22 protein-coding genes are annotated in these 24,829 nt (G+C 69.9%); 14 read left to right on the top strand and 8 right to left on the bottom strand.

Features of this window, described 5'->3' with window-relative positions; all coding sequences use genetic code 11:
• Positions 1–76 precede the first annotated feature (76 nt).
• A complete protein-coding gene (locus J8403_RS01735; protein ID WP_211121492.1) occupies positions 77–994 on the top strand; it encodes a LysR family transcriptional regulator in 918 nt (305 codons plus the stop codon).
• A 44-nt stretch (positions 995–1,038) separates the two neighbouring features.
• Here the strand turns inward: J8403_RS01735 and J8403_RS01730 are convergent, their stop codons facing one another.
• From J8403_RS01730 to J8403_RS01715, 4 genes are all read right to left on the bottom strand, one after another.
• Positions 1,039–2,577, bottom strand: a complete 1,539-nt coding sequence (locus tag J8403_RS01730) for a pentapeptide repeat-containing protein (protein ID WP_211121491.1) — start codon at positions 2,575–2,577, stop codon at positions 1,039–1,041.
• A 93-nt stretch (positions 2,578–2,670) separates the two neighbouring features.
• Positions 2,671–3,351: a hypothetical protein gene (locus J8403_RS01725; RefSeq protein ID WP_211121490.1), complete on the bottom strand. Its 681-nt coding sequence runs from the start codon at positions 3,349–3,351 to the stop codon at positions 2,671–2,673.
• A 233-nt stretch (positions 3,352–3,584) separates the two neighbouring features.
• Positions 3,585–3,995, bottom strand: coding sequence for a VOC family protein (locus J8403_RS01720; RefSeq protein ID WP_246585641.1), 411 nt, complete (start codon positions 3,993–3,995; stop codon positions 3,585–3,587).
• A 59-nt stretch (positions 3,996–4,054) separates the two neighbouring features.
• Positions 4,055–4,672, bottom strand: a complete 618-nt coding sequence (locus tag J8403_RS01715) for a hypothetical protein (RefSeq protein WP_211121489.1) — start codon at positions 4,670–4,672, stop codon at positions 4,055–4,057.
• Positions 4,673–4,955: 283 nt separating this feature from the next.
• Between J8403_RS01715 and J8403_RS01710 the strand changes: the two genes are divergently transcribed.
• The 8 genes from J8403_RS01710 (at position 4,956) to larC2 (ending at position 14,717) form a co-directional block, all read left to right on the top strand.
• The gene (locus J8403_RS01710; protein ID WP_246585640.1) at positions 4,956–5,531 is read left to right on the top strand and encodes a PadR family transcriptional regulator; all 576 of its coding nucleotides are present in this window, start codon (positions 4,956–4,958) and stop codon (positions 5,529–5,531) included.
• Positions 5,532–5,950: 419 nt separating this feature from the next.
• Positions 5,951–7,504 (top strand): class I adenylate-forming enzyme family protein, encoded by a 1,554-nt coding sequence (locus J8403_RS01705; RefSeq protein WP_211121487.1) that lies wholly within the window; start codon positions 5,951–5,953, stop codon positions 7,502–7,504.
• 5 nt (positions 7,505–7,509) lie between these two features.
• The gene (locus tag J8403_RS01700; protein ID WP_211121486.1) at positions 7,510–9,942 is read left to right on the top strand and encodes a xanthine dehydrogenase family protein molybdopterin-binding subunit; all 2,433 of its coding nucleotides are present in this window, start codon (positions 7,510–7,512) and stop codon (positions 9,940–9,942) included.
• A 1-nt stretch (position 9,943) separates the two neighbouring features.
• Entirely contained in the window at positions 9,944–10,723 is a 780-nt protein-coding gene (locus J8403_RS01695) for an enoyl-CoA hydratase/isomerase family protein (protein ID WP_211121485.1), read from the top strand.
• Positions 10,724–10,731: 8 nt separating this feature from the next.
• On the top strand, positions 10,732–11,628 hold the full coding sequence (locus J8403_RS01690; RefSeq protein WP_211121484.1) for an FAD binding domain-containing protein: 897 nt from the start codon (positions 10,732–10,734) through the stop codon (positions 11,626–11,628).
• Entirely contained in the window at positions 11,625–12,890 is a 1,266-nt protein-coding gene (locus tag J8403_RS01685; RefSeq protein ID WP_211121483.1) for a xanthine dehydrogenase family Fe-S subunit, read from the top strand. Before J8403_RS01690 ends, J8403_RS01685 begins: the two co-directional genes overlap by 4 nt.
• 106 nt (positions 12,891–12,996) lie before the next feature.
• Positions 12,997–14,352: an MFS transporter gene (locus J8403_RS01680; protein WP_246585639.1), complete on the top strand. Its 1,356-nt coding sequence runs from the start codon at positions 12,997–12,999 to the stop codon at positions 14,350–14,352.
• Complete coding sequence (gene larC2, locus J8403_RS01675) at positions 14,349–14,717, top strand: nickel pincer cofactor biosynthesis protein LarC2 (protein ID WP_211128031.1); 369 nt, start codon at positions 14,349–14,351, stop codon at positions 14,715–14,717. Before J8403_RS01680 ends, larC2 begins: the two co-directional genes overlap by 4 nt.
• Positions 14,718–14,812: 95 nt before the next feature.
• Here the strand turns inward: larC2 and J8403_RS01670 are convergent, their stop codons facing one another.
• The 3 genes from J8403_RS01670 to J8403_RS01660 all read right to left on the bottom strand — a co-directional run bounded on the left by J8403_RS01670 (position 14,813) and on the right by J8403_RS01660 (position 18,042).
• Positions 14,813–15,697 carry a sugar phosphate isomerase/epimerase family protein gene (locus J8403_RS01670; RefSeq protein ID WP_211121482.1) on the bottom strand — a complete coding sequence of 295 codons (885 nt, stop codon included), beginning with the start codon at positions 15,695–15,697 and terminating at the stop codon, positions 14,813–14,815.
• Positions 15,698–15,813: 116 nt separating this feature from the next.
• Positions 15,814–16,812, bottom strand: a complete 999-nt coding sequence (locus J8403_RS01665) for a sugar phosphate isomerase/epimerase family protein (RefSeq protein ID WP_211121481.1) — start codon at positions 16,810–16,812, stop codon at positions 15,814–15,816.
• 24 nt (positions 16,813–16,836) lie between these two features.
• Positions 16,837–18,042 (bottom strand): Gfo/Idh/MocA family protein, encoded by a 1,206-nt coding sequence (locus J8403_RS01660; protein WP_211128030.1) that lies wholly within the window; start codon positions 18,040–18,042, stop codon positions 16,837–16,839.
• A 220-nt stretch (positions 18,043–18,262) separates the two neighbouring features.
• Between J8403_RS01660 and J8403_RS01655 the strand changes: the two genes are divergently transcribed.
• Together J8403_RS01655 and J8403_RS01650 are read left to right on the top strand one after the other, a co-directional pair.
• Positions 18,263–19,294: a LacI family DNA-binding transcriptional regulator gene (locus tag J8403_RS01655; protein ID WP_246585638.1), complete on the top strand. Its 1,032-nt coding sequence runs from the start codon at positions 18,263–18,265 to the stop codon at positions 19,292–19,294.
• Between the two features lie 108 nt (positions 19,295–19,402).
• Positions 19,403–20,065: a TOPRIM nucleotidyl transferase/hydrolase domain-containing protein gene (locus J8403_RS01650; RefSeq protein ID WP_211121479.1), complete on the top strand. Its 663-nt coding sequence runs from the start codon at positions 19,403–19,405 to the stop codon at positions 20,063–20,065.
• A gap of 66 nt (positions 20,066–20,131) precedes the next feature.
• Here the strand turns inward: J8403_RS01650 and J8403_RS01645 are convergent, their stop codons facing one another.
• The gene (locus J8403_RS01645; protein WP_211121478.1) at positions 20,132–21,079 is read right to left on the bottom strand and encodes a methionyl-tRNA formyltransferase; all 948 of its coding nucleotides are present in this window, start codon (positions 21,077–21,079) and stop codon (positions 20,132–20,134) included.
• A gap of 236 nt (positions 21,080–21,315) precedes the next feature.
• Here J8403_RS01645 and J8403_RS01640 point away from each other — a divergent pair, with 236 nt between their 5' ends.
• The 3 genes from J8403_RS01640 to J8403_RS01630 are packed head-to-tail and all read left to right on the top strand — an operon-like array spanning position 21,316 to position 24,816.
• Entirely contained in the window at positions 21,316–22,671 is a 1,356-nt protein-coding gene (locus J8403_RS01640) for a lysine N(6)-hydroxylase/L-ornithine N(5)-oxygenase family protein (protein WP_211121477.1), read from the top strand.
• A 19-nt stretch (positions 22,672–22,690) separates the two neighbouring features.
• Complete coding sequence (locus J8403_RS01635) at positions 22,691–23,749, top strand: FecCD family ABC transporter permease (protein WP_246585637.1); 1,059 nt, start codon at positions 22,691–22,693, stop codon at positions 23,747–23,749.
• Positions 23,746–24,816 (top strand): FecCD family ABC transporter permease, encoded by a 1,071-nt coding sequence (locus J8403_RS01630; protein WP_211121475.1) that lies wholly within the window; start codon positions 23,746–23,748, stop codon positions 24,814–24,816. The genes J8403_RS01635 and J8403_RS01630 overlap by 4 nt, the downstream gene beginning before the upstream one ends.
• Positions 24,817–24,829 lie beyond the last annotated feature (13 nt).

Raw genomic sequence — 24,829 nt, 5'->3', positions numbered from 1 at the left:
GGGGTCCATGCTCCGTTCGGCTGTACATAAGCACAAGCGAACCTTGCTAATAGGAACATTAGCTACGATGATGTTCATGGCTGAATGGATCGAGCCCCGTCACCTGGTCACGTTGGAGGCAGTCGTCAGGCTGGGGTCGTTCGCGGCCGCCGCCGAGGAAGTGGGCTATACACAGTCCGCGGTGTCCCAGCAGATCGCCGAGCTCGAACGGCGGGCCGGGCTGCGGGTGATCGAACGACGCCCCGTCCGGCCCACCGCCGCCGGACGGGTCCTGCTGGAGGCCCAGGGTTCGGTACGCACGGCGATGACGCGGGCCGCCGCCGAGTTGGCCGCCCTGGACGCCGGGCTCGCGGGCGCGGTGCGGCTGAGCGCCTTCGTCTCCGCGGCGGGCAGCATCGTTCCCCCGGCGCTCGCCCGCTTCCGTGCGACCCATCCACGGGTGGACGTCACGCTGAACCAGCACGAGACCCAGGCCGGATACCAGGGTCTTCTGCGCGGGGACCTCGACCTCGCGGTCACCTTCGACTACGACCGGTATCCCCAGCCCGAGCCTCCGGGCGTGCACCGGACACTGATCGGCCGGGACCCCGTCCTGGTCGCACTGCCCACGCGGCACCCGCTGGCGCAGCGCCCGTCGTTGAGCCTGGCCGAGCTGGCCGACGAGGCGTGGATCGGCACCCCCGTCACCGGCGCCCAGCTCGACCTGCTCGCCGAACTGGCCCGGTCCACCGGCTTCACGTCACGGCTCGCGTTCGAGGGTGACGACTTCAGGACCGTGCTCGGGCTGGTCGCGCACGGGCTCGGGATCGCGCTTCTCCCGGCATTGGCCCTGACCGGTCCGGTGAACGGCATCGTGGCCCGGCCCATCACCGAGGAGCCGCTCGTCCGCTTCCTGTACTCCTGTCGCGTGGACACCAGCCGGGTGCCGACCATCGTCGCCCGGCTCGAGACCTGCCTGGCGGCGACCGCGGGTGACCTGCCGGCGAGCGGCTAGCCCGGTGGCCGGCCCGTGGCGTACCGTGACGGACGTCCGATGCCTCATCGCTTCATGCGCCCGCGGATCGCGAGGGCGGCGAGGCCGAGGAGGACCGGCTCCGAGAAGCGGGATGCCATCTCGATGTATCCGCCGGCTACGGTCAGGTCCTGCCCGCCGGAGCGGAACACGGCCGAGTTGAGCGTCACCCCCAGAGCCTTCTCCAGGCGTTTGCCGGTAAATCGGTCGCCGGTGGGGTTCTCCGGGTCCTCCTTGTCGATCTCGAAGGTGACCTTGCCGCCCGGGGGCGGCACCGTGGCCGTCGCCTCGTGCTTCGGGGAACCCTGGGGCAGGCCGAAGCTCGTCAGCAGCATGATGGTGAGGAGCATGGAGGCCGCGAGCCATCCGAGTGCGCGTGAGGCACGCAGACCGTAGCCGGACAGCAGCCAGTACGCCTGGAGCAGCCAGCGGTCCGCCTCGCTCCACGTACGGCTGTGGCGGCGCATCTCCATCTCGCCGTAATAGAAGTCGGCGGCTCCTGGTTCGTCGCGGGCGTCCTCGCGGGCCTTGCGCAGCTGCCGGTAGGTATCGGCCAGGGCGGCCGGGTACGGGGCCGGTCCCGGGGTCTGCCAGCCCCTCCACCACGCCTCTTCGACGATGACGTGCCGTCGGGTCCAGCGCCGGCCGCGGGGCGGTTCGGCGAACACGCAGGAGCCCTCGATCTGCAGTTGGTCGAGGTGGTGGGTGCCCGCGAAGACACACCGCGACAGGTCGACGTCGAAGAGGAGCAGCATGGACGCGTCGACACCGGAGAGCGAGGTGACCGAGGGGCGCTGGTCGGGCGCGGTCGGGTAGGCCGGGAGACCGGAGTGCGCCACATGGTGTTCCATCGACGTCAGGGTGCATCGCTCGGCAAGGCGGGCGCGCGTGAGGTCGATGGACGCGCCACTCGCCTTGAGGGTGACCGCCGCCTCGAACCAGGCCCCGGTGAAGTCGACGTGCTCGGCGACGACTTGGGCGACCGTCGGCCTGGTGATGTGGCTCTCCCGCAGGTCCAGCAGCCGGACGCCATGAGCCCCCATGAACCAGGGCCCGGTCGCGAACGACGCACCGCGGAAGGCCAGGTGCCCGGCCGGGGTTGTGCCGTCGGCCGTGCACCGCACCTCGTCGAAGTTGGCGAGGGCGTGGAATTCGGCCCCGTCGAACCGGGCCGCCGAACCGAAGATCACGCCGGCGAACACGGCGTCCTGCCTGAACGTCGCCTCCCTGAACCACGCTCCCTTGTCGAAGCACACCATGTTGAAGTGGGCGGCCCCGGTGAAGACCGCCTTGTCGAACCGAGCCCGCCCCAGGCGCGGCCGCTCCTCGCCGGGCCGGCACAGCGCGTCCAGCAGCTCATCAAGCAACTCACCGCTGATCTCGGTGCCTCGCGCGTCGATGTCGTCCCCGGGCGTCAGGGTCGCGAGATAGGCGTGGCGTTCCTCCTCGCCGAGGTGTTTGAGGCACCGCTCGGATCCGCCGATCCTGATCCCCGCGCATCCGACCGGCTCATCCCCTGTGACCCCGTCACCGCAGTGGGTCCACTCCGGCGCAGTGATATCCATGGGGGCCATCCCACCAGCGAGCAGGGGCCGTGCGCAGCCATTTCACGGGTGTCCGTACAGCGGGTGGGCATCCGGACGCGATACCGAGCGCGTTCACACTTCGGGGTCGATTTTCGACGAGAGGAAGAACAGGCCGCAAGCGAGCACCAGGAACAGCGCCGCCAACTCACTGTCCCGGAAGTACAGAACGACGGTCACGACGGAGGAGGCGAGCCCGAGCAGGCCGGTGATACGGCCGAGGATCCGCCGAGGGCGGGCGGAAGGCCCGGACAGGCGCTGGTGATCCGGGTCCTTGGCGTTCTGCCAATACGGAAAGGGCCCCGGCCGGTAGTGCCAGCCGTCCTCCCTCAGTTGCTGAACGGCGGGGTGGCGGCGCGCGTGGCGCAGATGGCGGGGCGCGATGCGGTCCCAGGGCAGCCACGCCTGGCGGGTCGCGATCCACACCAGTGCGGGAAGGCAGGCCACCACCGCCCATATCACCGCGGTGACCCTGCCGCCCGATGTGCTCGGCAGGATCCCGAGAAGCGTGTCCAACTGACCGCTGGCGGCGTAGGCGATCGGCGCGGCGATGGAGAGCGCCAGCATGGACTGCTCGATGATGTGGCCGTGATGGCACCGCTCACAGCGCGGCACACGGACGCTGTTGCTCTGCCACTTGGTGCGGACGCCCACATACCAGGTCGGGCCGGCCTGCACATCCCGGTGCAGGCCGACGACACGATCGTGCCGCGTGGCCGTGGTCTCGCTTGCGCAGAACCAGCACTGTCGCGTCATGAGCATCTCCTGGAACCTGCCGCCCGCCCCCGCGGGGCCGCCCCGACCCTAGCCGCTGTCAGATGACCGTGACAGCCCGTAGGTGCCGCCGTCTTCGTCAGGCGGATTGCGCGCGCCGCACCTCACGCCGGGGGCCGCCCCCGCAAGTGTGCGGAAGCGGCGCCTGAGCCCTGAGCCTCGCGTACGCCGGCGGGGGATGGAGGCAGGAGTGCATTCCGGCCCCCTCGGCCCCGTTACTCCTCGTCCGCTGCGGCGGCCGGGCGGGGACCGCCGAAGCCGTGCGCGGAGAGGTCGAACCAGTTGCCCTCCGGGTCCATGGCCCGGTACTCGGCGAAGGGGCGGTTGGTGAAGCGCTCGGCGGGTTTGTCGGCGCCGGCGGCGACCAGAGCGGCGGAGGTCTCGGATGTGTCGGCGACATGGAATCCGAAGTGGTTCATGCCCACGGGGGTGTCGCCGTCGAGTTGATGCTTGATCAGGGCGAGGCTGAGATACCCGTCGGAGAGGAAGCAGCTGCCATCGGGGTCCCGGTGGAAGAGCTCCATGCCGAAGATTTCGCTGTAGAACTCGGCCAGCTTCTCGGGGTCACGGGCCACGATGGCCAGATGCCGCAGCTTGGGCCGGTCCGGGGTGGGCGCGTCAGACATGGGCAATTCCTTCGGTTCTCGGAACTCGGTGGAGTGGCCGGTCGGTCGTGGTCATCGCCTCACACCGCCACCACGGCGTTGGTCCGTATCCGCAGCGGCAGTTCAGCGCAGGGCTGGTGAGGGTTCTCGGGTGAGGGCGGCGCCCAGGCGGCGAGGGCGTGGTACATGACATCGCCGCGGCGTTCCAGGTAGCAGATGAGGTTGACGGGCCAGCCCGTGTTGCCGAAGACGTGCTGATCCATCGGGGTGGGACGCTCACTGAGGATGAGTTTCCGCTCCTCCGGCGGGCCTATGCGATGCCAGTCGGGGTGCATGTGCACGGATCCCAGGATGTCCAGACCTTCGGCCTCGGCCTCGCGCGAGGCCCTCAGCAGGTCGTGGGAGTCGATCCACCAGCCACGTGTCTCGTTCTCGTACGCCGGGCCGAAGAGCGGCACGATCGACTCGGTGAACTCACGGCGCGCGGCCGGGTCGGTGGTACGGGCATTGCGGCCGAACGCGACGCGCTCGACGGTGAATGTCGCATGGTCCGCCGAACCTACGAGGAGAGCGAAGCACGGCAGTGGTGTTTCGGAGGTGATGCGCTGGTATTCACCGACGGCCACCTCGAGGAATTCATCGAGCGCCTGATCCTCTATCAGGACCGTACAACCTTCACCTAAATGCGTCGCGCGCATGTCAACCACCTCGTGGTGTGGATGTCGAATGCGGTGGGGGAGCGGAGCCGTCGTACTGTATCCCGATATTCTTGAAGTCTCAAACGGCATCCGTTCCTTCATTCCCGCCCTCGGGCGCCGGGCCCTGGCCGGCCCCGGGGGATGGCCGCATGTCACACCGCGACCGGCACGGCGGAGCCGCTCACCTCGATGCCCTGCTTCACTCCGTCGCGCCCCCGCGGTACGCCGGAAGGGGTGACGAAGGCCGCGTCTGGCCGCGGGGGTGCACGGTACGATTCAGATCATGTCAACACTCCGGCTCTCGACGACGTCGTACGTGGTTCTCGGGATGATCGCGATGCGTGGCCCGTCCACCCCCTATGACCTCAAGCGTGCGATCGGCCGGTCTGTGGGTTACTTCTGGAACTTCCCGCACGCTCAGCTGTACGCGGAGCCCAAGAGGCTTCAGGAGGCGGGGCTCCTGGATGTGCATGAGGAGGACACCGGGCGGCGGCGCAAGATCTACACGATCACCGAGGCGGGCGACGACGCGCTGCGGGGCTGGCTGGCCGAACCGGTCAAGGAGCACTTCGAGCTGCGCGACATCGCGGAGATCAAGTTGTTCTTCAACGAGTTGGCGGAGCCGGACGACGTGGCGCGCCTCGCCCGGGACCAGATCGAGCAGCACGAGCGGCGCATCGCGGAGTACGAGGAGATGCGGCGCCGTTACGGCGGGATCGAAGAGGTTTCCGGCCGTATGGTCACCCTCGAGCTCGGCCTCGGCATGGAATACGCCGCGCGCGACTTCTGGCACGGTGTCCAGGCGCGCGTCGAGCGCGGTGAGTTCTCGTCCGTGAAAGGGCGGCCGATGGCCCGGTAGGGCCATCACACGCTGACGCGCCAACCACTCTCGCCGGGCTTCGCGGCCTCCGTGCGCCGCATCATCCCTTGACGTCCGGCCGCAGGCCGCTGCGCGCTGCGCGCTCGCGTCACTCGCGCGGGCGACGCGCGACGCCGTCACTCGGGCCCCGATATGCGGTGACCGCCGCTTCCGGAGCGAGCATCGCACCGCGAAATGCCCCCGAAGGCTGGGCCGGTCGGCTCCGTGCCGCTTTCTTGCGCACGTGCCCGGAAGGGCGGGGTGCGCCGTCGACATCCGGACCGTTGACACGTCCCCCAGGTCGGCGTACCTTCCAACTCCAACCTTCAATGGTCTGAATCATACGGTGTGTATAGCACCGTATGATTCGCAGCTTCTGCCGAGCACCGGTAGGCGCGTGGGGAACGGAGAGGACCGCGATGGATCTGAGCACGGTTCTGCGCTGGACAGCCGAGCGCTATCCGCATCGCCGGGCGATCGGCGGCAGGACCCCGATGACGTACAGAGAGTGGGACGCCCACACCAATCAGCTGGCACGGGCGATGGCCGAGCTCGGTGTCCGTCCGGGGCAACGGGTGGTGCTTCTGAGCACCGGAGGCGAGCCGCTGGCCAGCCTCCATCTGGCGGCGCAGAAGCTGGGTGCCGTCTCCGTCCCCCTGTCCTTCCGCTTCGGCGCTTCGGAACTCGCCTACTGCATATCCGACGCGGAGCCGGCGCTGGTGATCGCGGACGACTCCACCTCGGCCCTCGCGCAGGAGGCACTCGGTGCCATCGAGGCGGTGCCGTGGATCCGCTCGGGAGACCCGGTCGAGGCGACGATCGAACGCCTGGCGCGCACCCAGGCGGACGGACCGCTCGACGTACAGGTGTCCGAGCGGGACATCAGCGTCATGCTCTACACCTCGGGGACCACGGGCAGGCCCAAGGGCGTGCCACGCACGCACAGCGCCGAGTACCACGCCTCGGTCGCCCACCTGCTGCAGAGCGGACAGTCACTCTTCGACACGACGCTCGGCGTGATGCCGCTGTTTCACACCATGGGGCTGCGCACGCTCATCTCCACCGTCGTCGCCGCGGGCACCTGGGTTCCCCAGACGAAATTCGACGCCGAGGAGATGCTCGGCCTCATCGCCGACGAGGAGGTCAGCTCGCTCTACCTGGTGCCCACGATCTACTGGTCGCTGTTGCGCACCGGCCGCCTGGAGCAGGCCACATCCGTACGCAAGCTGGCCTACGCCGGCGCCGCGATGACTCCGACGCTGGTGGAACGGTTGGTGGACACGCTGCGGCCGGAGTCCTTCGTCAACCACTTCGGCAGCACCGAGATCTACACCTTCACCATCGGGACCGACGTCATCGCGAAGCCGGGATGCGCGGGCCGGGCCGGGATCTTCTCCCGGGTCCGCCTGGTGGAGCCGTCCCCGGACGCCTCGCCCGATGCCGAGGTGGCGCCGGGCGAGCAGGGGCAGATCGCCGTCTCCATGCGGAACCCGGATGCCTTCGCCGGCTACTGGCGCCGGCCCGACGCGAACGCCAAGTCGATTCGCGGTGGCTGGTACTTCCCCGGTGACCTCGCCGTCGCCGACGAGGACGGCGACCTGTGGGTCACCGGACGCGTCGATGACATGATCAACTCCGGCGGCGAGAACCTCTATCCGGACGAGATCGAGGACAAGCTGATCGGCTGTCCGGTGGTCAGCGAAGTCGTCGTCGTCGGGCTCCCCGACGACCGTTGGGGACAGGCCGCCACCGCCTTCTTCGTCCCCGAGAGGGGGACGACCCCCGACCACGCGCTGGCGGAGCTCCACTCCTATGTGCGCGAGGGCTCCGGACTGCCGTCCCTCAAACGCCCCAAGCGGATCATCGCCGTCGAAGAAATCCCGAAGTCGGGCGCCGGCAAGATCCTCCGCCGCCGGCTGAGCTCCGGCGACTACCCCTCGCTGGCCGACAGCGACACGGCGACAGACAGGTGAACCACGTGACCGCGACCACGGGACGGACGGGCCCGCCGACCGCACGGATCGAGGACCCCGCGCTGCTCACCGGCAGAGGCCGCTTCCTCGACGATCTCGACCCGCTGCCGGGCACACTGACCGCCGCGGTCGTCCGGAGCCCGCACCCTCACGCCCGCATCCGCGGTGTGAATCTCGAACGGGCGCGGCGGCACCCCGGTGTGGCCGCCGTGATCGGCCCCGATGAGGTCACCGCGACATTGCGGCCGTTCCCGCTCTCCCTCAAGACGCCCATGCCGTACTACCCGACGGGCACCGACAAGGTCCGATTCGTCGGTGAACCGGTCGCCGTGGTGGTGGCCAAGGACCGCTACCTCGCGGAGGACGCCGCCGAACTCGTCGAGATCGACTACGACCCGCTGCCCCCGGTGGTCGACATCGAAAGGGCGCTCCTGCCCGACGCCCCGCGACTGCACGAGGGCGCCGACAGCAATGTGGCGACCGATCGGACCTTCGAATTCGGTGATGTGGACGGCTGCTTCGCCGCCGCCCACCACGTGGTGAAGGGCAAGTACACCTTCCCGCGGTACTCCTCGACCCCGATGGAGTGCTACGCGGTCATCGCGCATTGGCAGGACGAGGCCGACGGACCGGCCGTTCAGGCGTGGGCGAACTTCCACGGCCCGTTCTCCATGGTTCCGGTGCTGGCGGGGGCGCTGGGCGTACCCGCCTCCCGCGTCCGGCTGATGATCCCGTCCGACAACGGCGGCAGCTTCGGCATCAAGGCCGGTATCTACCCGTACGTGGCCCTGATGGCGCTGGCCAGCAAGCACGCCGGCCGCCCGGTGCGCTGGACCGAGGACCGCATCGAGCACATGCTCGCCAGTTCCGCCGGATCCGACCGCGTGATGTGGTTCGAAGCGGCGGTCTCCGCCGACGGCAAGGTGCGCGCGCTCAGCGCGGATCTGGTGGACAACGTCGGCGCGTATCTCCGCCCGCCGGAGCCCAGCACGCTGTACCGCTGCTTCGGCAACATCACCGGCGCGTACACGATCGACGCCGTGCGGATCCGCTCCCGCGCCGTCGTGACCAACAAGACGCCCACCGGACTCAACCGTGGATTCGGCGGTCAGCAGCTGTACTTCGGCCTGGAACGGCTGATGGACAAGATCGCCGGGGTCTGCGGTCTGGACCCGGTCGAGCTGCGGCAGCGCAACTTCGTCGGCAGTGAGGCATTCCCGTACGCCACTCCGACCGGCGGCATCTACGACTCGGGCGACTACCAGCGCGCCATGGACATGCTGCTGAAGAACGCCGACTACCAGGCGCTGCGGGAACAGCAGCGCGCGGCGCGTGAGCGCGGCGAATACTACGGAATCGGCGTCGCCACCATCGTCGACCCGTCGGCGACCAACATCGGCTATGTGAGCCTGGCCACCCCGGCCGAGCAGCGCACGGCGGGGCGGGGCAAGTCCGGCTCCACCGAGCACGTGCGCGTGAGCGTCGACCTCAACGGCATCGTGTCCGTCCTGCTGGGCACCGTGCCACAGGGACAGGGGCACGCCACGGTGGCACAGGCCGTGGTCGCCGAACAGCTGGGGCTGCCGCTGGATCAGGTCCGTCCGGTGGTCGAGATGGACACCGCAACCACCCCCTGGACGGTGACCTCCGGTAGCTATTCGTCGCGGTTCGCCCCCTTGCTGACCAGCGCGCTGGTCGAAGCCAGTGAAAAACTCGCGGAGACCGTCAAGGTCGCCGGCGCCACCTTGCTCGACGTCCGTCCGGACGAGGTGGAACTCGCCGACGGCCACATCCGGGTCCGGGACGAGCCCGAGCGGGCTGTGCCGTTCCGGCACGCGGCCGGGCTGATCCACTGGGACCCCGGTGCGCTGCCCGAGGGCACCACCGCGCGGCTGTACGAGGAGGCCGCCTTCACGCCCCCTCAGTCGAAGGCCGCAAGCAGAAGCGATCAGATCAACTCGAGCCTGTGCTACGGATTCGTCGCCGAACTCGTCACCGTACGCATCGATGCCGAGACCCGGCAGCTCCGGCTCGACCAGGTGGTGACCGTCCACGACCCGGGCACCATCCTCAACCACACGCTCCTCGAGGGTCAGATCCACGGCGCGCTCGCACACGCCATAGGCGGCGCGATGTTCGAGGAGATGCGCTACACCGACGCCGGACAACCGACGGCGACGTTCATGGACTATCTATGCCCCACCACGGCGGAGACGCGGTACGCGCTCAACAGCGACCACCTCGAGACGCCCTCCCCACTCACCCGCCTCGGCGCGAAGGGGTGCGGCGAGGGCAGCAGCATGAGCCTTCCCGCCGCGATCGCGGGCGCGGTCGCCGACGCGCTCGCTCCGGCGGGTGTGGACATCACCACCCTTCCCCTCCACGGCAACGTACTCAACGAGCTGCTCAACAGCAGTGACAGCGAAAGGGACCTGTGACATGGCACTGACCGGAGGCCAGATCAGGCTGGACCGCGGCCACGACGGACGTGTCGCCTACCTGACCCTCGATCATGGGAAGTACAACATCATCACCATGGAGACCCGCCAGGTGATGCCCGACCGCTTCGCCGAGATCGACGCGGACCAGGACATCCAGGCCGTGGTCATCCGGGCCGAGGGCGAGCACTTCACCTCGGGTGGCGACATCCCCGGCTTCATGGAGGTGGAGCCTGCCGACCTCACCGACCTGGGCCAGAACATCACGGCTCCGTCCCGCAGCCCGAAGCCGGTCATCACCGCGGTCGACGGCTACTGCTTCGGTGTCGGCTTCGAGCTCGCGCTGGCCACGGACATCCGTATCGCCACCGAGCGCAGCCAGTTCGCCCTTCCGGAGATGCGCCTGGGCATGATCCCCGGCTCCGGCGGCACCCAGCGCCTCGCCCGGCTCATCGGTCTCTCCCGCGCCAAGTACCACGTCATGACGGCCACCCGCATCACGGCGCGGCAGGCCGGGGACTGGGGCCTGGTGTCGGCCGTGGTGCCCGATCGCGTGGCTCTGGACGGGGAGGTCGAGCGGGTGCTGAAGACCATGCTGGGCTACTCGCCACTGGCCTTGCGCACCGCCAAGGAGGTCCTCGACAAGGGGGTCGACGCACCGCTCTACTCCGGGATCGAGCTGGAGCGCAAGGCCTACGCGATGCTGCGGTCGAGCCACGACTTCGCCGAGGGCGTCGCCGCGTTCGGCGAGAAGCGTGCCCCGAAGTTCCAGGGCCGGTGATCTGATCCATGAAGGCCGCACCGTTCGCCTACGTTCGTCCCTCGCGTCTGTCCGACGCGATCGCCGAGCTGGCGGAGACCCGCGGCGGCGGCAAGGTCATCGCGGGTGGGCAGTCGCTGGCACCGGTGCTCGCCATGCGGCTGGCCCGCCCCGACACGCTGATCGACATCAACTCCATCGAAGAACTCGGGGTGCTGACCCGCTCCGGGTCGGCGCTGCACATCGGCGCGGTCGTACGGCAGCGCCGTGTGGAGCGGGACCCGCTCAGCGGAAGTGTTCCCCTGCTGCGCCTGGCGCTGCCCTGGGTGGGCCACCGCGAACTGCGCAGCCGGGGGACGGTGTGCGGCAGCCTCGCCCACGCCGACCCGGCCGCCGAGCTGCCCGCCGTGGCCTGCTGCCTCGACGCGGAGCTGACGCTGACCGGCCCGAACGGCCACCGCCGCGTGTCCGCCCGGGAGTTCTTCCACGGCGCGATGACCACCGAGCTGACCCCCGACGAGATCCTCACCTCCGTACGGCTGCCCGTGGCCGCCGCGGGTGAGGGGTTCGGATTCGCCGAAATCGCCCGTCGCCACGGCGACTTCGCCCTCGCGGGCGTCGCCGTGAGAGTACGTCTGCCCGCCGGCCGTCCGGAGGCGACGCTGACCGCGTTCGGTGTGTCCGACCGGCCGGTCACCCGTGATGTCTCCGAGCAGCTCGCCGCCGCGGTCACCGACAGCGGCGAGGCGCCCGCGGACCGGCTCAAGGGGCCGCTCTCCGCTGTCGCCGACGAGCTCGTCGACACCGACGGCGACATCCACGCATCCAGGGACTACCGGCGCCGGCTGCTTCTCGCCCTGGCCGGCCGGGAGCTGTCCAAGGCTTACGAGCGCGCCCGCGACGGCGCCGAGGAGGTGGCCACGTGACCGTCAACGAAGCCGTGCCCCGCGGTGAGGGGGCGCCCTTCACCCCGCGCCCGGTGAAGGCGGGCGCGGACGATCCGGTCGAGGTCCGCATGACCGTCAACGGGACGCCCACGGCGCTCAGCCTCCCGGCGCGGGTCACCCTCGCCGACGCGCTCCGTGACCACCTCGGCCTCACCGGTACGCATGTCGGCTGCGAGCACGGGGTCTGCGGTATGTGCACCGTGCTCGTCGACGGCGAGGCCGCCCGCGCCTGTCTGCTGTTCGCCGTGCAGCTGGACGGGGCGGACATCGTCACCGTCGAAGGCCTGGGACGACCCGACGCCCTGCACCCGCTGCAGGAGTCGTTCGGGCGTCACCACGCCCTGCAGTGTGGCTTCTGCACCCCCGGATTCCTGATGAGCTCCTACGACCTGCTGACCAACCAGCCGGACGTCACCGAGGAGGAGCTGCCGGAGGAGCTGTCGGGCGTCATCTGCCGCTGCACCGGGTACCGGAACATCCTCACCGCGGTGGACGAGACCCGGCGCGCACACCCCGGGGGCGTCCCCGCGCCGGGCAACTGCGGGCGCACGGCGCTCGTCGGCCGTGCCGGGCAGGGCACGGACGCCACCGACGGTCCGGACGAGACCGAGAACGCGGCCTCGTCGGGCACCCAGGACATCGTGCTGCCCGGCGGCGATCCCACGATCGCGATGCGGATCACCACGGCGATCGACCTGCCCGAGGACAGGGTCTGGGGCGTTCTCGACGACATCCACCTGCTGGCGCGTTGTCTGCCGGGTGCGGAGCTCACCGACGACTACGGCCATGGCCACTACGCGGGCCGGGCCCGGGTCTCCGTGGGACCGGTCAAGCTGACGTTCAACGGGGTGGCGCAGATCCTCGAACACGACCGTGCGGCCGGTCGGCTGCGGGCCATCGCGCAAGGGCAGGACACCGGTGGAGCGCAGACACAGGCGGACATCACCCTGACCACCGAGGCCACGGAGGCCGGCACCACCATGCACGCCGACGCCAAGGTCTATCTCACCGGCCGCATCGCCCAGTTCGGGCGCGCTCTCGCCGGTGACGTCAGCCGCCGGATGTTCGAGCAGTTCGCCGACGCCGTCACCGAAGCGGCGGCATCCGGGCGGGCCCCGTCCGGCCCGGTGAAGGCCCCCAGCGCCTTGAGCCTGGTGTTCGCCCCCCTGCTCGACCGCGTCAAGCGGCTGCTGCGCAGGGGCGGAAGGCGTCGGCGCGGCGGCCGTGAGAAGGAGCACTAGGACCCAGGTGTTGGTGCCACCCCTCGTCGCCGACCGCGACGCCCCCGGATTCCCGCCGAAACCACGGGGCCCACCCGTATCACACTCCGACATTGAGGAGAGCACCTTGACTCCCGCCACCCAGGAGCGCTCCACGTCGCCCAGAGCCGCGATATTCGCGTCGGTCGCAGGATGGTCGTTCGACCTGTTCGATCTGTTTCTGCTGCTTTACGTCGCGGGGCCGGTCAGCAAGAGTATCTTTCCGACCTCGAATCCGACTCTCGGTATCGCCGCGGTGTTCGGCTCGTTCGCCGTCACGGTGATCATGCGTCCGGTCGGCGCCGCGGTCTTCGGTGAGGTGGCCGACCGCAGGGGCCGCAAGAAGGCCATGGTGGTGGTGATGGGCGGTGTGGGCCTGACCACGGCGGCCATGGGACTCGTGCCGAGTTATGCCGTGGTCGGCGTGCTCGCTCCCGTTCTCTTCCTGACCCTCCGGGTGGCGCAGGGCCTGTTCGTCGGCGGTGTCACCGCGACCACGCACACCTTGGGCACGGAGAGCATCGGGCCGCGCCGGCGAGGTCTGATGAGCGGACTGATCGGTGCCGGTGGGGCGGGCCTGGGTGCGGCGGTGGCCAGTGTGGCGTACATCGCCGTCTCCGCCGTGTTCCCCGGCCCGGCCTTCGAGGTGTGGGGCTGGCGGGTGCTGTTCTTCTGCGGGCTCGCCGGGGCGTTGCTGAGTCTGTTCGTCTCCAGGAAGGTCGACGAATCACCGGCCTGGGACGGGGGCGAGGCCGGCCGGGCCCCCGAGCCGGTGCCGTTCCGTGCACTCCTCCGCGGCACGGGCAAGAAGGTCCTCGCGCTGAACATCGCCGTCGCGGCTGGTGGCGGGGCGCAGTACTACCTGACGTCGGGCTTCCTGCCCACTCTGCTCAGTGACATCGTGCCCGTCGGCGAGAGCCTGCGCGGGACGATCCTGCTGGTCTGCAGCTTGGCTGTGGTGGTCGCGGCGATCGGCGCGGGGGAGTTGAGCGAGCGGCTCGGCCGCCGTAGGACCATGCTGGGATTCGGGCTGTGCAACCTCGTCGCCCTGCCGGCCGTGGTGTGGGCCATCAGGGGCGCCGGAGGCGAGCGAGGCGCCACGGTGACCGTGCTGTGCGTGATCATGGTGATGCTGTCCAACGCGGCCTATGCGCCACTGATGATCTTCCTGAACGAGCGGTATCCGACGGAGCTGCGGGCCAGGGGCACGGCGGTCAGCTGGAACATGGGCTTTATGCTCGGCGGCCTCACGCCGACGTTCGTCACCCTGCTCAGTCCTGATCTCGCCCATGTTCCTTCGCGGCTGGTGTTCTTCCTGGCCGGATCGAGCCTGGTGTTCGTCGTCGCGCTCATCGCCGTCCCGGAGACCCGGGGCTCGGTGTCCTTCGGCCGACGGCAGGAACGGGCCGGAAACGCGGATGACGTGACCGCTGACAGGGTCTGAAATCTCGCCTGGCGTCCAAAATATTCACCGCCCGGCACGGGCGGCACGGACAAGTCCGCACCGGCCTGTGCGACGAGAGCCTGCGGGGGGCGATCGTCGACACGGTGTTCCGCCACACCACCACGGTGGGGGTGCGCTGGTCGTCCTGGCAACGGGCCACTCTTGCCCGCCGGTCGGTGACCGTGGCCGTCGGACCCGAGGGGCGACGGCAGCGCATCAGCGTCAAGGTGTCCGAAGTCGGAGACGGGAGCCGTACGGTCGAACCGGAGCTCTCCGATGTGGAATCCGCGGCCGAAGCCCTGGATCTGCCGCTGCGTGGGGTGGTGGATCAGCTGATGACCGAGTTCCGGCGCCAGGACCCGTGAAACCGGTCCGGGGAGGGGCGCCATTGCCGCCTGCGAAGCAGACCCCTCCCCGGCAGCCCCGCGTACGGCTTCGCCGCAGGTGGCGGGTCCCCGGGTCAGCTGCCGCCGAGTGCGCCGGCGCCGAAGTACTTCTCGATCAGGGTGGTGGCCTTCTCCCGCTGGCGGACGCTGATCTCGGCGGCCCGCTCCTCCCAGCCGAACACACAGGAGGACACCACGCCGTCGAAGCCGACCGGGGCGAGCGCGGCGAAGACCTCGTCGAAGTCGACCTCACCACGGCCGATTTCGGCGTGCTGGTGCACCCGGGCGGGCGATCCGGGCGGGTTGACGATGTAGCGCAGCCCGTTCGAGGCGGTGTGGTCGAGCGTGTCGGCCAGATGCACATAGGTGACCTTCTCGCCGGCGTGGCGGATGATGCCGGTGGCGTCGTTGCCCTGGTGGAAGGTGTGCGGGGTGCAGTAGAGGAACGAGATCCAGTCCCGGTTGAGCCCGCGCACCAGGTTCACCGCGGCGTGGCCGTCCTCGATGAAATCGTCGGGGTGCGGTTCGAGCACCAGCTTCAGGCCCTCGCGCTCGAAGACCGGGATCAACTCGTCCATCGACCGCAGAAACTGGCTCTCGGCGAACTCCGCCGCTTCGGGGCGCCCGTTGAACTCGGAGTTCATCGTGTCGACGCCCAGATCGACGGTCATCCGGATGGCCCGTTTCCAGGCCCGGACCGCGGCCTGCCGTTCCTCCTCCCCGGGGCCGGACCAGCGCTGCACCGGCAGCACCGAGGCGATGCCCACCCCGGCGTCGGCTGCCCGCTTGCGCAGCTTGGCGACCGTGGAGTCGTCGGCGCGCGGGTGGCCGAAGAAGGGCACGAAATCGGCCTTGGGCGAGAGCTCCATCCAGGAGTAGCCCATGCGTGCGACCACATCGGGCAACTCCAGCACGGAGTGCGTCGCGTAGAACATCTGTGGATCCAGGGCGAGCTTCACCGCTGTCCTCCGTCGCGATGGGGGTGTGGGTGGTGCCGCGTGGCCCGGTGCCCGGCCCGCGGGAACGAGGGAACGTGGCTACGTGTAGGTAGGCGGGGCCACGTGTCGGTAGTCGGTCAGAGGCCGGCCGCGGCCTGGTTCAGGTTCTTGGCGGCCAGGGCGAGCCCCTCGGTCTGGGAGTACGCGGCGTCCTCGTGCTCGATGTTGACGGCCATGTCGGGATCGACCTCGGCGAGGGCGCGCAGGAATTCCGTCCAGTAGGCCACGTCGTGTCCGATGCCGACCGCGACGAACTTCCAGGCGGGATTCTCCGGCCAGGCGTTGCACCAGAACCCGTAGCCGGTGGGCACCTTGCCGGGGGCATGGGCCGGGACGCGGGTGAACGACGTGTCCAGCACGCCGCGAATGTCGGCGCCGGGGCAGAGCATGGCGTCCTTGGCGGCGGCGTGGAACACCAGCGGGCCCAGCCACTTGATGGCGGCGACGATGTCCATGCCCTGCCACATCAGATGCGACGGGTCCATCTCGGCGCCGAGGTTCGTGCCGCCCGTCTCGTCGATGAGCCGCTTGAGCGTGACGGGGGAGAACACCAGGTTGTGCGGATGCATTTCGATGGCGATCCGGACGTCGTTCTCGCGGGCCAGGGCGTCCATCTCCGTCCAGAAGTCGACGGCCGCACCCCACTGGTAGTCCAGGACGTCCATGTAAACGCCGTCCCACGGGTTCACGACCCAGGAGGGGTACCTGGCGTCGGGGTCCGAGCCGGGGGTGCCGGACATGGTCACCACATGCTTCACACCGAGCAGGCCCGCGAGCCGGATGGTACGGCGCAGGTCGTCCGCGTGCTTCGGCCCGACCCCCGGGAGCGGGTTGAGCGGGTTGCCGTTGCAGTTGAGCCCGGTCAGCTCCATCCCGCGGTCGGCGAACGTGGCCAGATACTCCTTACGCGCGGTGGCCGAGGACAACAGCAGGTCGACCGGGCAGTGCGGGGCGGGGATGAAGCCACCGGTGTTGACCTCCACCGAGGTCAGGCCGTTGGACCGCAACACATCGAGGGCCTCGGTGAGGGTCCGGTCGTGCAGACAGGCGGTGTAGGCGCCGAGCTTGAGGGCCATTGCTTGCTCCTTCGGTGTGGCGGGTCAGGCGTGGGGCGGAACCGTGGCGACCGCGCCACCGTCGCGGGAGGATGCGACGACCGCCTGGATGATTTCCATGGTTCGCAGCGCGTCGGCGAACGTGGCGCAGGCGGGCAGTGGTTCGGCGACGCCCGCCACCTGGTCGAGGAAGGCCCGGGCCTGGTAGGTGAACATCTCGGCGTTGCCGCCGCCCACGCCCGGCGCCTCCATCGGGTAGCCGCCGGCGAAGTACGGCAGGTGCGGACCGGCGATGATGTGGCGTGCGCCGCGTGTGCGGGCCTCCGGCTGCGCGTCGTCGAAGAGGTACTCGGCCGGCCGGTGCTGGTCGAACGCGGCCCGGCCGCCCAGCCCCACGACGTCGAAGGAGAGCCCGTTGGGCAGGCCGAAGGCGGTACGCGACAGCGAGAAGGTGCCCACCAGGCCGGACTCGAAGCGGGCGGTGAAGGACGCCGTGTCCTCGTTCTCGACCTCGCCCACCTCGTCCGAGACGGGCGCGGCGTTGTGTCCGACGACGGCACCCAGCGGCAGCGGTCGCTTGCGGATCTGCGTCGACAGCGAGGCGCCCGAGACCGAGGCGATGGGTCCGGCGATGTACTCGGCGACATCGATGACATGCGCGCCGACGTCCCCGAGCGCGCCGGAGCCGGGGCCACCCTTGAACCGCCAGCTCAGAGGCCCGTTCGGGTCGGTGGCGTAGTCGCACCAGTACCGGCCGCTGAACAGGCTGAGGTCGCCCAGCTCGCCACCCCGCACATGGTCACGGATCGCGGCGATGGCGGGGGAGCGCCGGAAGGTGTATCCGACGGCGGTGACGACATCGGCGGTGCGCTCGACCTCGGCCATCGCACGGGCGTCCGCGAGCGAGCCGGCCAGCGGCTTCTCGCACAGCACGTGTTTGCCCGCGGCGACGAGCGCCTCCGCGATCGGCCGGTGCAGGTCGTTGCCGACGACGATGCTGACGGCGTCGATGGACGGGTCCTCGACGACGGCCTCCCAGCTCGGAAGCGCCTTCTCGTACCCGTAGCGGCGGGCGGCGTCCTCACCGAGCTCGATGTTGGCGTCGGCGATCGCGGCCAGGCGGACCGGCGGCAGCCCGGCGCCGTAGACGGTGTTCACGTTGCGGTACCCCGCGGCGTGGGTGCGGCCGGCCATTCCGGCCCCGATCACCGCCACGGAGAGGGGCTTGCCGGAGCTGGGGTGGGTGGGCATGTCGGTGCCTTTCACGGTGAGGATCGGACTCCGGGATACGCGCGCTTAAAGCGCTTTAAGAGCGGCTTGCGCAGTACGATGCCCGGGCTCAAATGTCATGTCAATGGGGTGTCGCTACGCCGGTGCGGGTTTCTTGAAGCGATTTAAGTCCCTGGTACTATCGGCGCGTTTCCTGGGGTGTCACGGGTGTTGCCCGAGGAGATGGCCGCGGGAGGTATCAGTGGATGACGTCGGCTCCGGGCGCCACCGAAGGGGCACGGACAAGCGCCCCCGGCTGGAGGACGTGGCCGCCCGGGTGGGGCTGTCCACGGCGTCGGTGTCCCTGGTCCTGCGTGGTGTGCCCGGCCCCAGCGAACGCACACGGCAGCGCGTCCTGAAGGCCGCCGCCGACCTCGGCTACCAGGCGGACCGCACCGCCAGCCTGCTGGCCAGCAGGCGCACCCGGCTGCTCGGCGTGATGGTCGACATCCACAGCCCGTTCCACGCCGACCTGGTCGAGCACCTGCACACGGCCGCCGAGGAGGTCGGCTACGACCTCGTCCTCAGCACGCAGACCCGCACCCGCGACGAGCACACCGCCGTCGAAACCCTGCTGGCCTTCCGCAGCGAGGCCCTGATCCTGCTCGGCCCGGCCGCCCCCGCCGACACCCTCGCCGCTCTCGACCGCAAGGCCCCCGTGATCGCCGTCGGCCGCCGGATCGCCGACACCGAGCTGGACGTCGTCCGCACCGCCGACGACGACGGTGTGAGCCAGACCGTCGACCATCTGGTCGGCCTCGGCCACCGTTCGATCGTCTACGTCGACGGGGGCAAGGGCGTCATCGCCACCGACCGGCGCCGCGGCTACCGTACGGCCATGCGCCGCCACGGCCTCGGCGCGCACATCCGGATCCTGCACGGCGACCACACCGAAGCGGCCGGTGAGCGCGCCGCTCGCCACCTCCTCGACAGCGGCGAGCTGCCCACCGCGGTCGTGGCCTTCAACGACCAGTGCGCCATCGGTGTTCTGGCCGCCCTCTCCCGCGCCGACATCGCCGTCCCGGGCGAGGTGTCGGTGGCCGGTTACGACGACGACACCCTCTCCCGGCTCAGTTGCTTCGACCTGACCACCGTCAGCCAGAACGCGCGGGAGCAGGCGCGGCAGGCGGTGGCCGCGGCCGTCGAACGCCTCGACCAGGGCCGCACCGAACCCCGCGAGGTCGTGCTTCCGCCCCGTCTCGTCGTACGCGGCAGCACGGCCGGTCCGGCCTGAGCGGGCGGCTCCATTCGTTCGCACCGTCGGGCCCGGCCGCACACCGGCCGGCGACGCGCCGACGGAAATTCCCTACCGTGGTGGCCGGAACGGGCGGAGACTCCTCTCATGGCAGACATGGGGGCGTTCCGGGAAGCGGTCATCGCGTGGGCGGCCGGTGGGCCCGGCGACCGCGCGCACGAGCTGGCCACGCGGCTGCCCGTCCGGGCGGCGGTCCTGCTCGAAGGGCCGAGCGATGTGGCAGCGGTCGGCGCGCTGGCCGCGAGGCGAGGCCGGAACCTGGCGGCCGAGGGAATCTGCGTCCTGTCGATGGGCGGTGCGATGAGCGTCGGGCGCTTCGCCCGCCTCCTCGGCCCCTCCGGCCTGGGCCTTCGCCTCACGGGACTGTGCGACGAGGCGGAGCGCGGCTACTACGTGCGCGGCCTGGAGCGGGCCACCGCGGCACAGCCCGGTGCGGCACAGATCGATGCGGCACCGCCCATGGCAACACAGCAACGGATCTTCGTCTGCGCGGTGGATCTGGAGGACGAGCTCATCCGCGCGCTGGGTGTGACCCGGGTGGAGGAGCTCGTCCGGGCGGAGGGCGACCTGCGCCCCTTGCAGACCTTCCTGCGCCAGCCCGCCCAGCGGGGCCGCAGTTCACAGCAGCAGTTGCGGCGCTTCCTCAGCACGAAGAAGGGGCGCAAGATCCACTACGGCCGTGTCCTCGCCGAGGCCCTCGACCCCGACCGCATACCCGCCCCGCTCGACGGCCTGCTCACCAGCCTCTGACCGCCGGGCCGAGGGCAATCGCCTCTCGGTGCACGGGAGTTGCGGTGTGCGGGGCGGCCTACCGCGTCAGGGGCGGCTGGTCAGGTAGCCGCCCATGGAGGTGAAGTACTCCGTGGCACCCATCTCGCGGCCGTCCTCGGTCCGTACGCGTGTGATGGCCAGGCCGTGGTTGCGGCCGGTGCGGGCGTCGGCTCCGGCGACGATCACCACACCGTCGCCCTCGCGGTAGAAGATGCGGCCGGGAGTGCCGCCGTACCGGCCCTGGGACACCACCGCGGCCAGGATTTCGAGGCGCTTGCCCTTATGGAAGGCGTAAGTGCTGGGGTACGGCTCGGACTGGGCGCGGACCAGGCGTTCGAGGTCCTCCGCCGGCCAGCTCCAGTCGATGCGGATGTCCTCGATGGACCGCTTGTGGAAGAAGCTGGCCTGGGACCGGTCCTGCTTCGTGAACTCCGTCTGCCCGGAGGCGATGAGGCCGAGCGCTCCGATCGTGACCGGGGCGATGAGGTCGACGGTCTTGTGGAAGAGGTCGGTGGCGGTGTCGGTCGGCCCGACCGGAACCGCCTCCTGCCGGACGATGTCGCCCGCGTCGAGTTCGTCGTTCATCATGTGCGCGGTGACGCCCACTTCGGACTCGCCGTTGATCAGGGCCCAGATCAGCGGGGAGAAGCCGGCGTACTTCGGCAGCAGCGCATCGTGGATGTTCAGCGTGCCGTGGCGGGGCAGCCCGAAGATGCGCGGAGGGATCCATGTCCGCCAGTTGTTCGCCACGATGATGTCCGGGTCGACCTCCTTGAGGCGCTCGAACAACTCGTCGTCGTCAGGGCGGTTGCGGATCAGCACCGGGACGCCGTGCTCTTCGGCGAGGTCGGCGACGGAGTCGCTCCAGATCTTCTCGTACGCGTGCTCGCTCTTGGGGTGCGTAACGACGAGTACCACGTCGTGCTCGGAGTCCAGGAGGGCTTGCAGGGTGCGGTGCCCCCAGCTCTGGTAACCGAACATGACGACCCGCATGGGGTTCCTCCTCGAAGCAGGGGATGGCCGGAGCAAGTAAAGCAAGGCTTACCTTAGCCCGCAACGGGCCTATGTGATCGCGTAGTTGGCGAGCGCGGTTGTCTGACCGCCCTATCGACAGGCTCTCTGGTTTAGCTTAGGCTCACCTAAGTTTCGGCGGGCATGCCGCTTCATCGGCCTGCCCACCGCGGCTTCCCCACGCCTGACAGGCGATTGCCCCGCATGATGGGAGTGACATGTCACAGGTTCTTCCTGGTGGCGCATCAGTGGTCCACGACCTCATTGGCATCGGCTTCGGGCCGTCCAATGTGGCCATGGCGATCGCACTCAGCGAGCACAACGCACACGCCGCCGGGGGAGAGGAGATCAGCGCTCACTTCTTCGAGCAGCAGCCGCGCTTCGGCTGGCACCGAGGCATGCTGATCGACGACGCGACCATGCAGGTGTCCTTCCTCAAAGACCTGGTGACCCTGCGGAACCCGGCCAGTGAGTTCAGCTTCCTCTGCTATCTGAAGAGCAGGGGGCGGCTGATCGACTTCATCAACCACAAGAACCTCTTCCCGCTGCGGGTGGAGTTCCACGACTACTTCGAGTGGGCCGCGGCCAAGGTCGGGGACATGGTCTCCTACGGCCATGAGGTCGTCGGTGTCGCGCCTGTCGTCCATGACGGGGCCGTGGAGTACCTGGATGTGACGGTCCGGTCGGCGGAGGGGCTCGCGGTGCACCGCGCCCGCAACCTCGTCATCGGCACCGGGCTGCGTCCCCTCATGCCCGAGGGCGTGGAACGCGGTGACCGCGTCTGGCACACTTCTGAACTGCTGGCGAAGGCCGACGGCCTGGAAGGCACCTCGCCCTCCCGGTTCATCGTCGTGGGCGCCGGGCAGAGTGCCGCGGAGAACGTCGCCTACCTGCACCGTCGCTTCCCGGAGGCCGAGGTCTGCGCGGTCTTCTCCCGCTACGGCTACAGCCCCGCGGACGACAGCGGTTTCGCCAACCGGATCTTCGACCCCGAGGCGGTCGACGAGTACTTCGCCGCGCCCGAGGACGTCAAGCGCCGGCTGATGGACTACCACGGGAACACCAACTACTCCGTGGTGGACATCGACCTGATCGACGACCTGTACCGGCAGATGTACCAGGAGAAGGTCCTCGGCGTGGAGCGGCTGCGCTTCCTCAACGTGTCCCGGCTCGCCGACGTCAAGGAGACGGCGACGCAGGTGCGGGCCACCGTGACGTCCCTCGTCACCGGCGAGGAGACGCCGCTGGACGCGGATGTGGTGGTCTTCGCCACCGGCTACAGCCCCGCCGACCCCCTCGGCCTCCTCGGCGAGGTCGCCGAGAGCTGCCTCCGCGACGACGAGGGCCGCATCCGCGTCGAGCGCGACTACCGCGTCGCGACGGATCCCGGGCTGCGCTGCGGGATCTATCTGCAGGGCGGTACGGAGCACACCCACGGCATCACCTCCTCCCTGCTGTCCAACACCGCGACCCGGGTCGGCGAGATCCTGGACTCGCTCATCGACCGGGGCGTCCCGTTCGCCTCCGACGGGGCCCGGCCGGTCGCCGACGGAGTCGGCAGCACCGCTCGCTAGGGGGATGACGTACGGAGACATGAGCACCACTGCGATGGAGCGCCCCTTGGCCGGGGGCACGACAAAGGCCCGTCGGCGGCGGGTTGTGGGTCTGGGCACGCTGGTGGCGATCCTCGTGATCGCGGCGGCGGTGTCGCTGGCCGTCGGTGCGCGCGCGCTGAGCCCCGCCGAGGTGTGGCACGGGTTGTTCGCGGCGCCGGACTCCGACCAGCGGCTCACCGAGATCAGGCTCATCGTGCGGACCGTGCGGATGCCCCGGACGGTGCTCGCGATCGTGGCGGGCATCGCGCTGGGGGTCGGCGGGGCGCTGATCCAGGGGTACACGCGGAATCCGATCGCCGACACGGGCTTGCTGGGGGTGAACTCCGGCGCCTCGTTCGCCGTGGTGTCGGTGATCGCCGTGTTCGGGGTCGCCGACCCGTTCCAGTACGTCTGGTTCGCCTTCCTGGGGGCGGCCGGCTCCGGTGTCGTGGTGTTCGGGCTGGCGAGCATCGGCCGAGGGGCCGGCAATCCGCTGACGCTCGCACTGGCCGGGCAGGGGATCACCGTGTTCCTGACGGCGATGACCACGGCGGTCGCGCTCTCGGACCGGGCGTCGCTGAACGCGCTGCGGTTCTGGAACGCGGGCTCCGTGGCCGGTGTCGGGTTCGACGTCATCTGGCCGGTGGCCCTGTTCATCGCGGTCGGGCTGGTGCTGGCGCTGACCACACTGCCCGCCCTCAACCTGCTCAACCTGGGTGACGATGTGGCGCGGGGGCTGGGCGTGAACATCGCGCTGAGCCGGACCGTCGGCATCGCCGCCATCACCCTGCTGGCGGGCGCGGCGACGGCGGCGTGCGGCCCCATCGCGTTTCTCGGGCTCATGGTGGCCCATGTGGCCCGGTATCTGACCGGGCCGGACCACCGCTGGCTGGTGCCGTACGCGGGTCTGCTCGGCGCTGTCGTCCTCCTGCTCTGCGACATCGTCGGGCGCCTGGTGGTGCGGCCGGGCGAGTTGGACGCGGGTGTGGTCGTGGCTCTTCTGGGCGCTCCGTTCTTCGCGGCCCTGGTATGGCTCGGAAAGTTCAAGAGCGCGTGAACGGGACAGATGTGAAGCGATCGGTGGCGCCGGTGACGCCGGGCGTGCGGCTCGGTCAGGTGTCGTTCGTATGGCGGCCCTGGCTCGTCTGCGTCACGCTGCTGCTGGCGGCGGCCACCTTCCTGGTGTTCTGCCTGTCCATCGGCGTCGGGGACTTCCCCATCGGGCTGTCCCGGGTGATCGCCACGATCGTCGGCGGGGGCGAGCGGGTCGACAAGTTCGTGATCATGGACTTGCGGATGCCGCGCGCCCTGGCCGGGCTCGTCGTGGGGATCGCGCTGGGGGTCTCCGGCGCGCTGACGCAGTCCATCGCCCGCAATCCGCTGGCCAGCCCGGACATTCTGGGGATCACCGGGGGCGCCGGCGCGGTCTCGGTGTTCCTGGTGACCGTGTCGGGCGGGACCGCCGCGGCGGTCGTGAGCGCCGTGGGTCTGTCCACGGCGGCGCTCGCGGGCGGTCTCGGCACGGGGCTGTTGGTGTACTTCCTGGCGTGGCGGCGCGGGATCGACGGCTTCCGGCTCATCCTCATCGGCATCTCGGTGAGCGCCATGATGGAAGCGATCACGACATGGCTGCTGGTCACGGCCGATATCAAGGATGTGGCCCGGGCCCAGGCATGGCTGGTCGGCTCGCTGGACAACCGCTCGTGGAGCGAGGTCCGGGTGGCGCTGTGGTGCACGCTCGTCCTCCTGGCCGTCGTGTGCTGTGTGGCGTTCCAGTTCAAGCCGATGCACTTGGGTGACGAGGTCGCCGCGGGCCTGGGCGTCCGGTACGGGATGGTGCGGGCGGTCCTGCTGCTGTGCGCGGTCCTGCTGGCCGCCGTGGGGGTGAGCGCGGCGGGTCCGGTCCCGTTCGTCGCGCTGGTGGCGCCGCAGGTGGCGATGCGTCTGGCGAGGTGCCCCACACCGCCGATGGTGGCCTCCGGCATGGTGGGGGCGTTGCTGCTGACCGGTGCGGACCTGGTCGCGCGCACGGCGCTGCCGATCACGCTTCCGGTCGGTGTGGTCACCGCCGCGATCGGCGGCCCCTTCCTCGTCTATCTGCTGGTGCGGGCGAATCTGAGATAGATGGCAATGCAGT

It is taken from the genome of Streptomyces yatensis, assembly GCF_018069625.1.
Classification (GTDB): domain Bacteria; phylum Actinomycetota; class Actinomycetes; order Streptomycetales; family Streptomycetaceae; genus Streptomyces; species Streptomyces yatensis.
The sequence above is the reverse complement of the archived record's forward strand: the minus strand, read 5'-3'. Positions and strand labels throughout refer to the sequence as shown.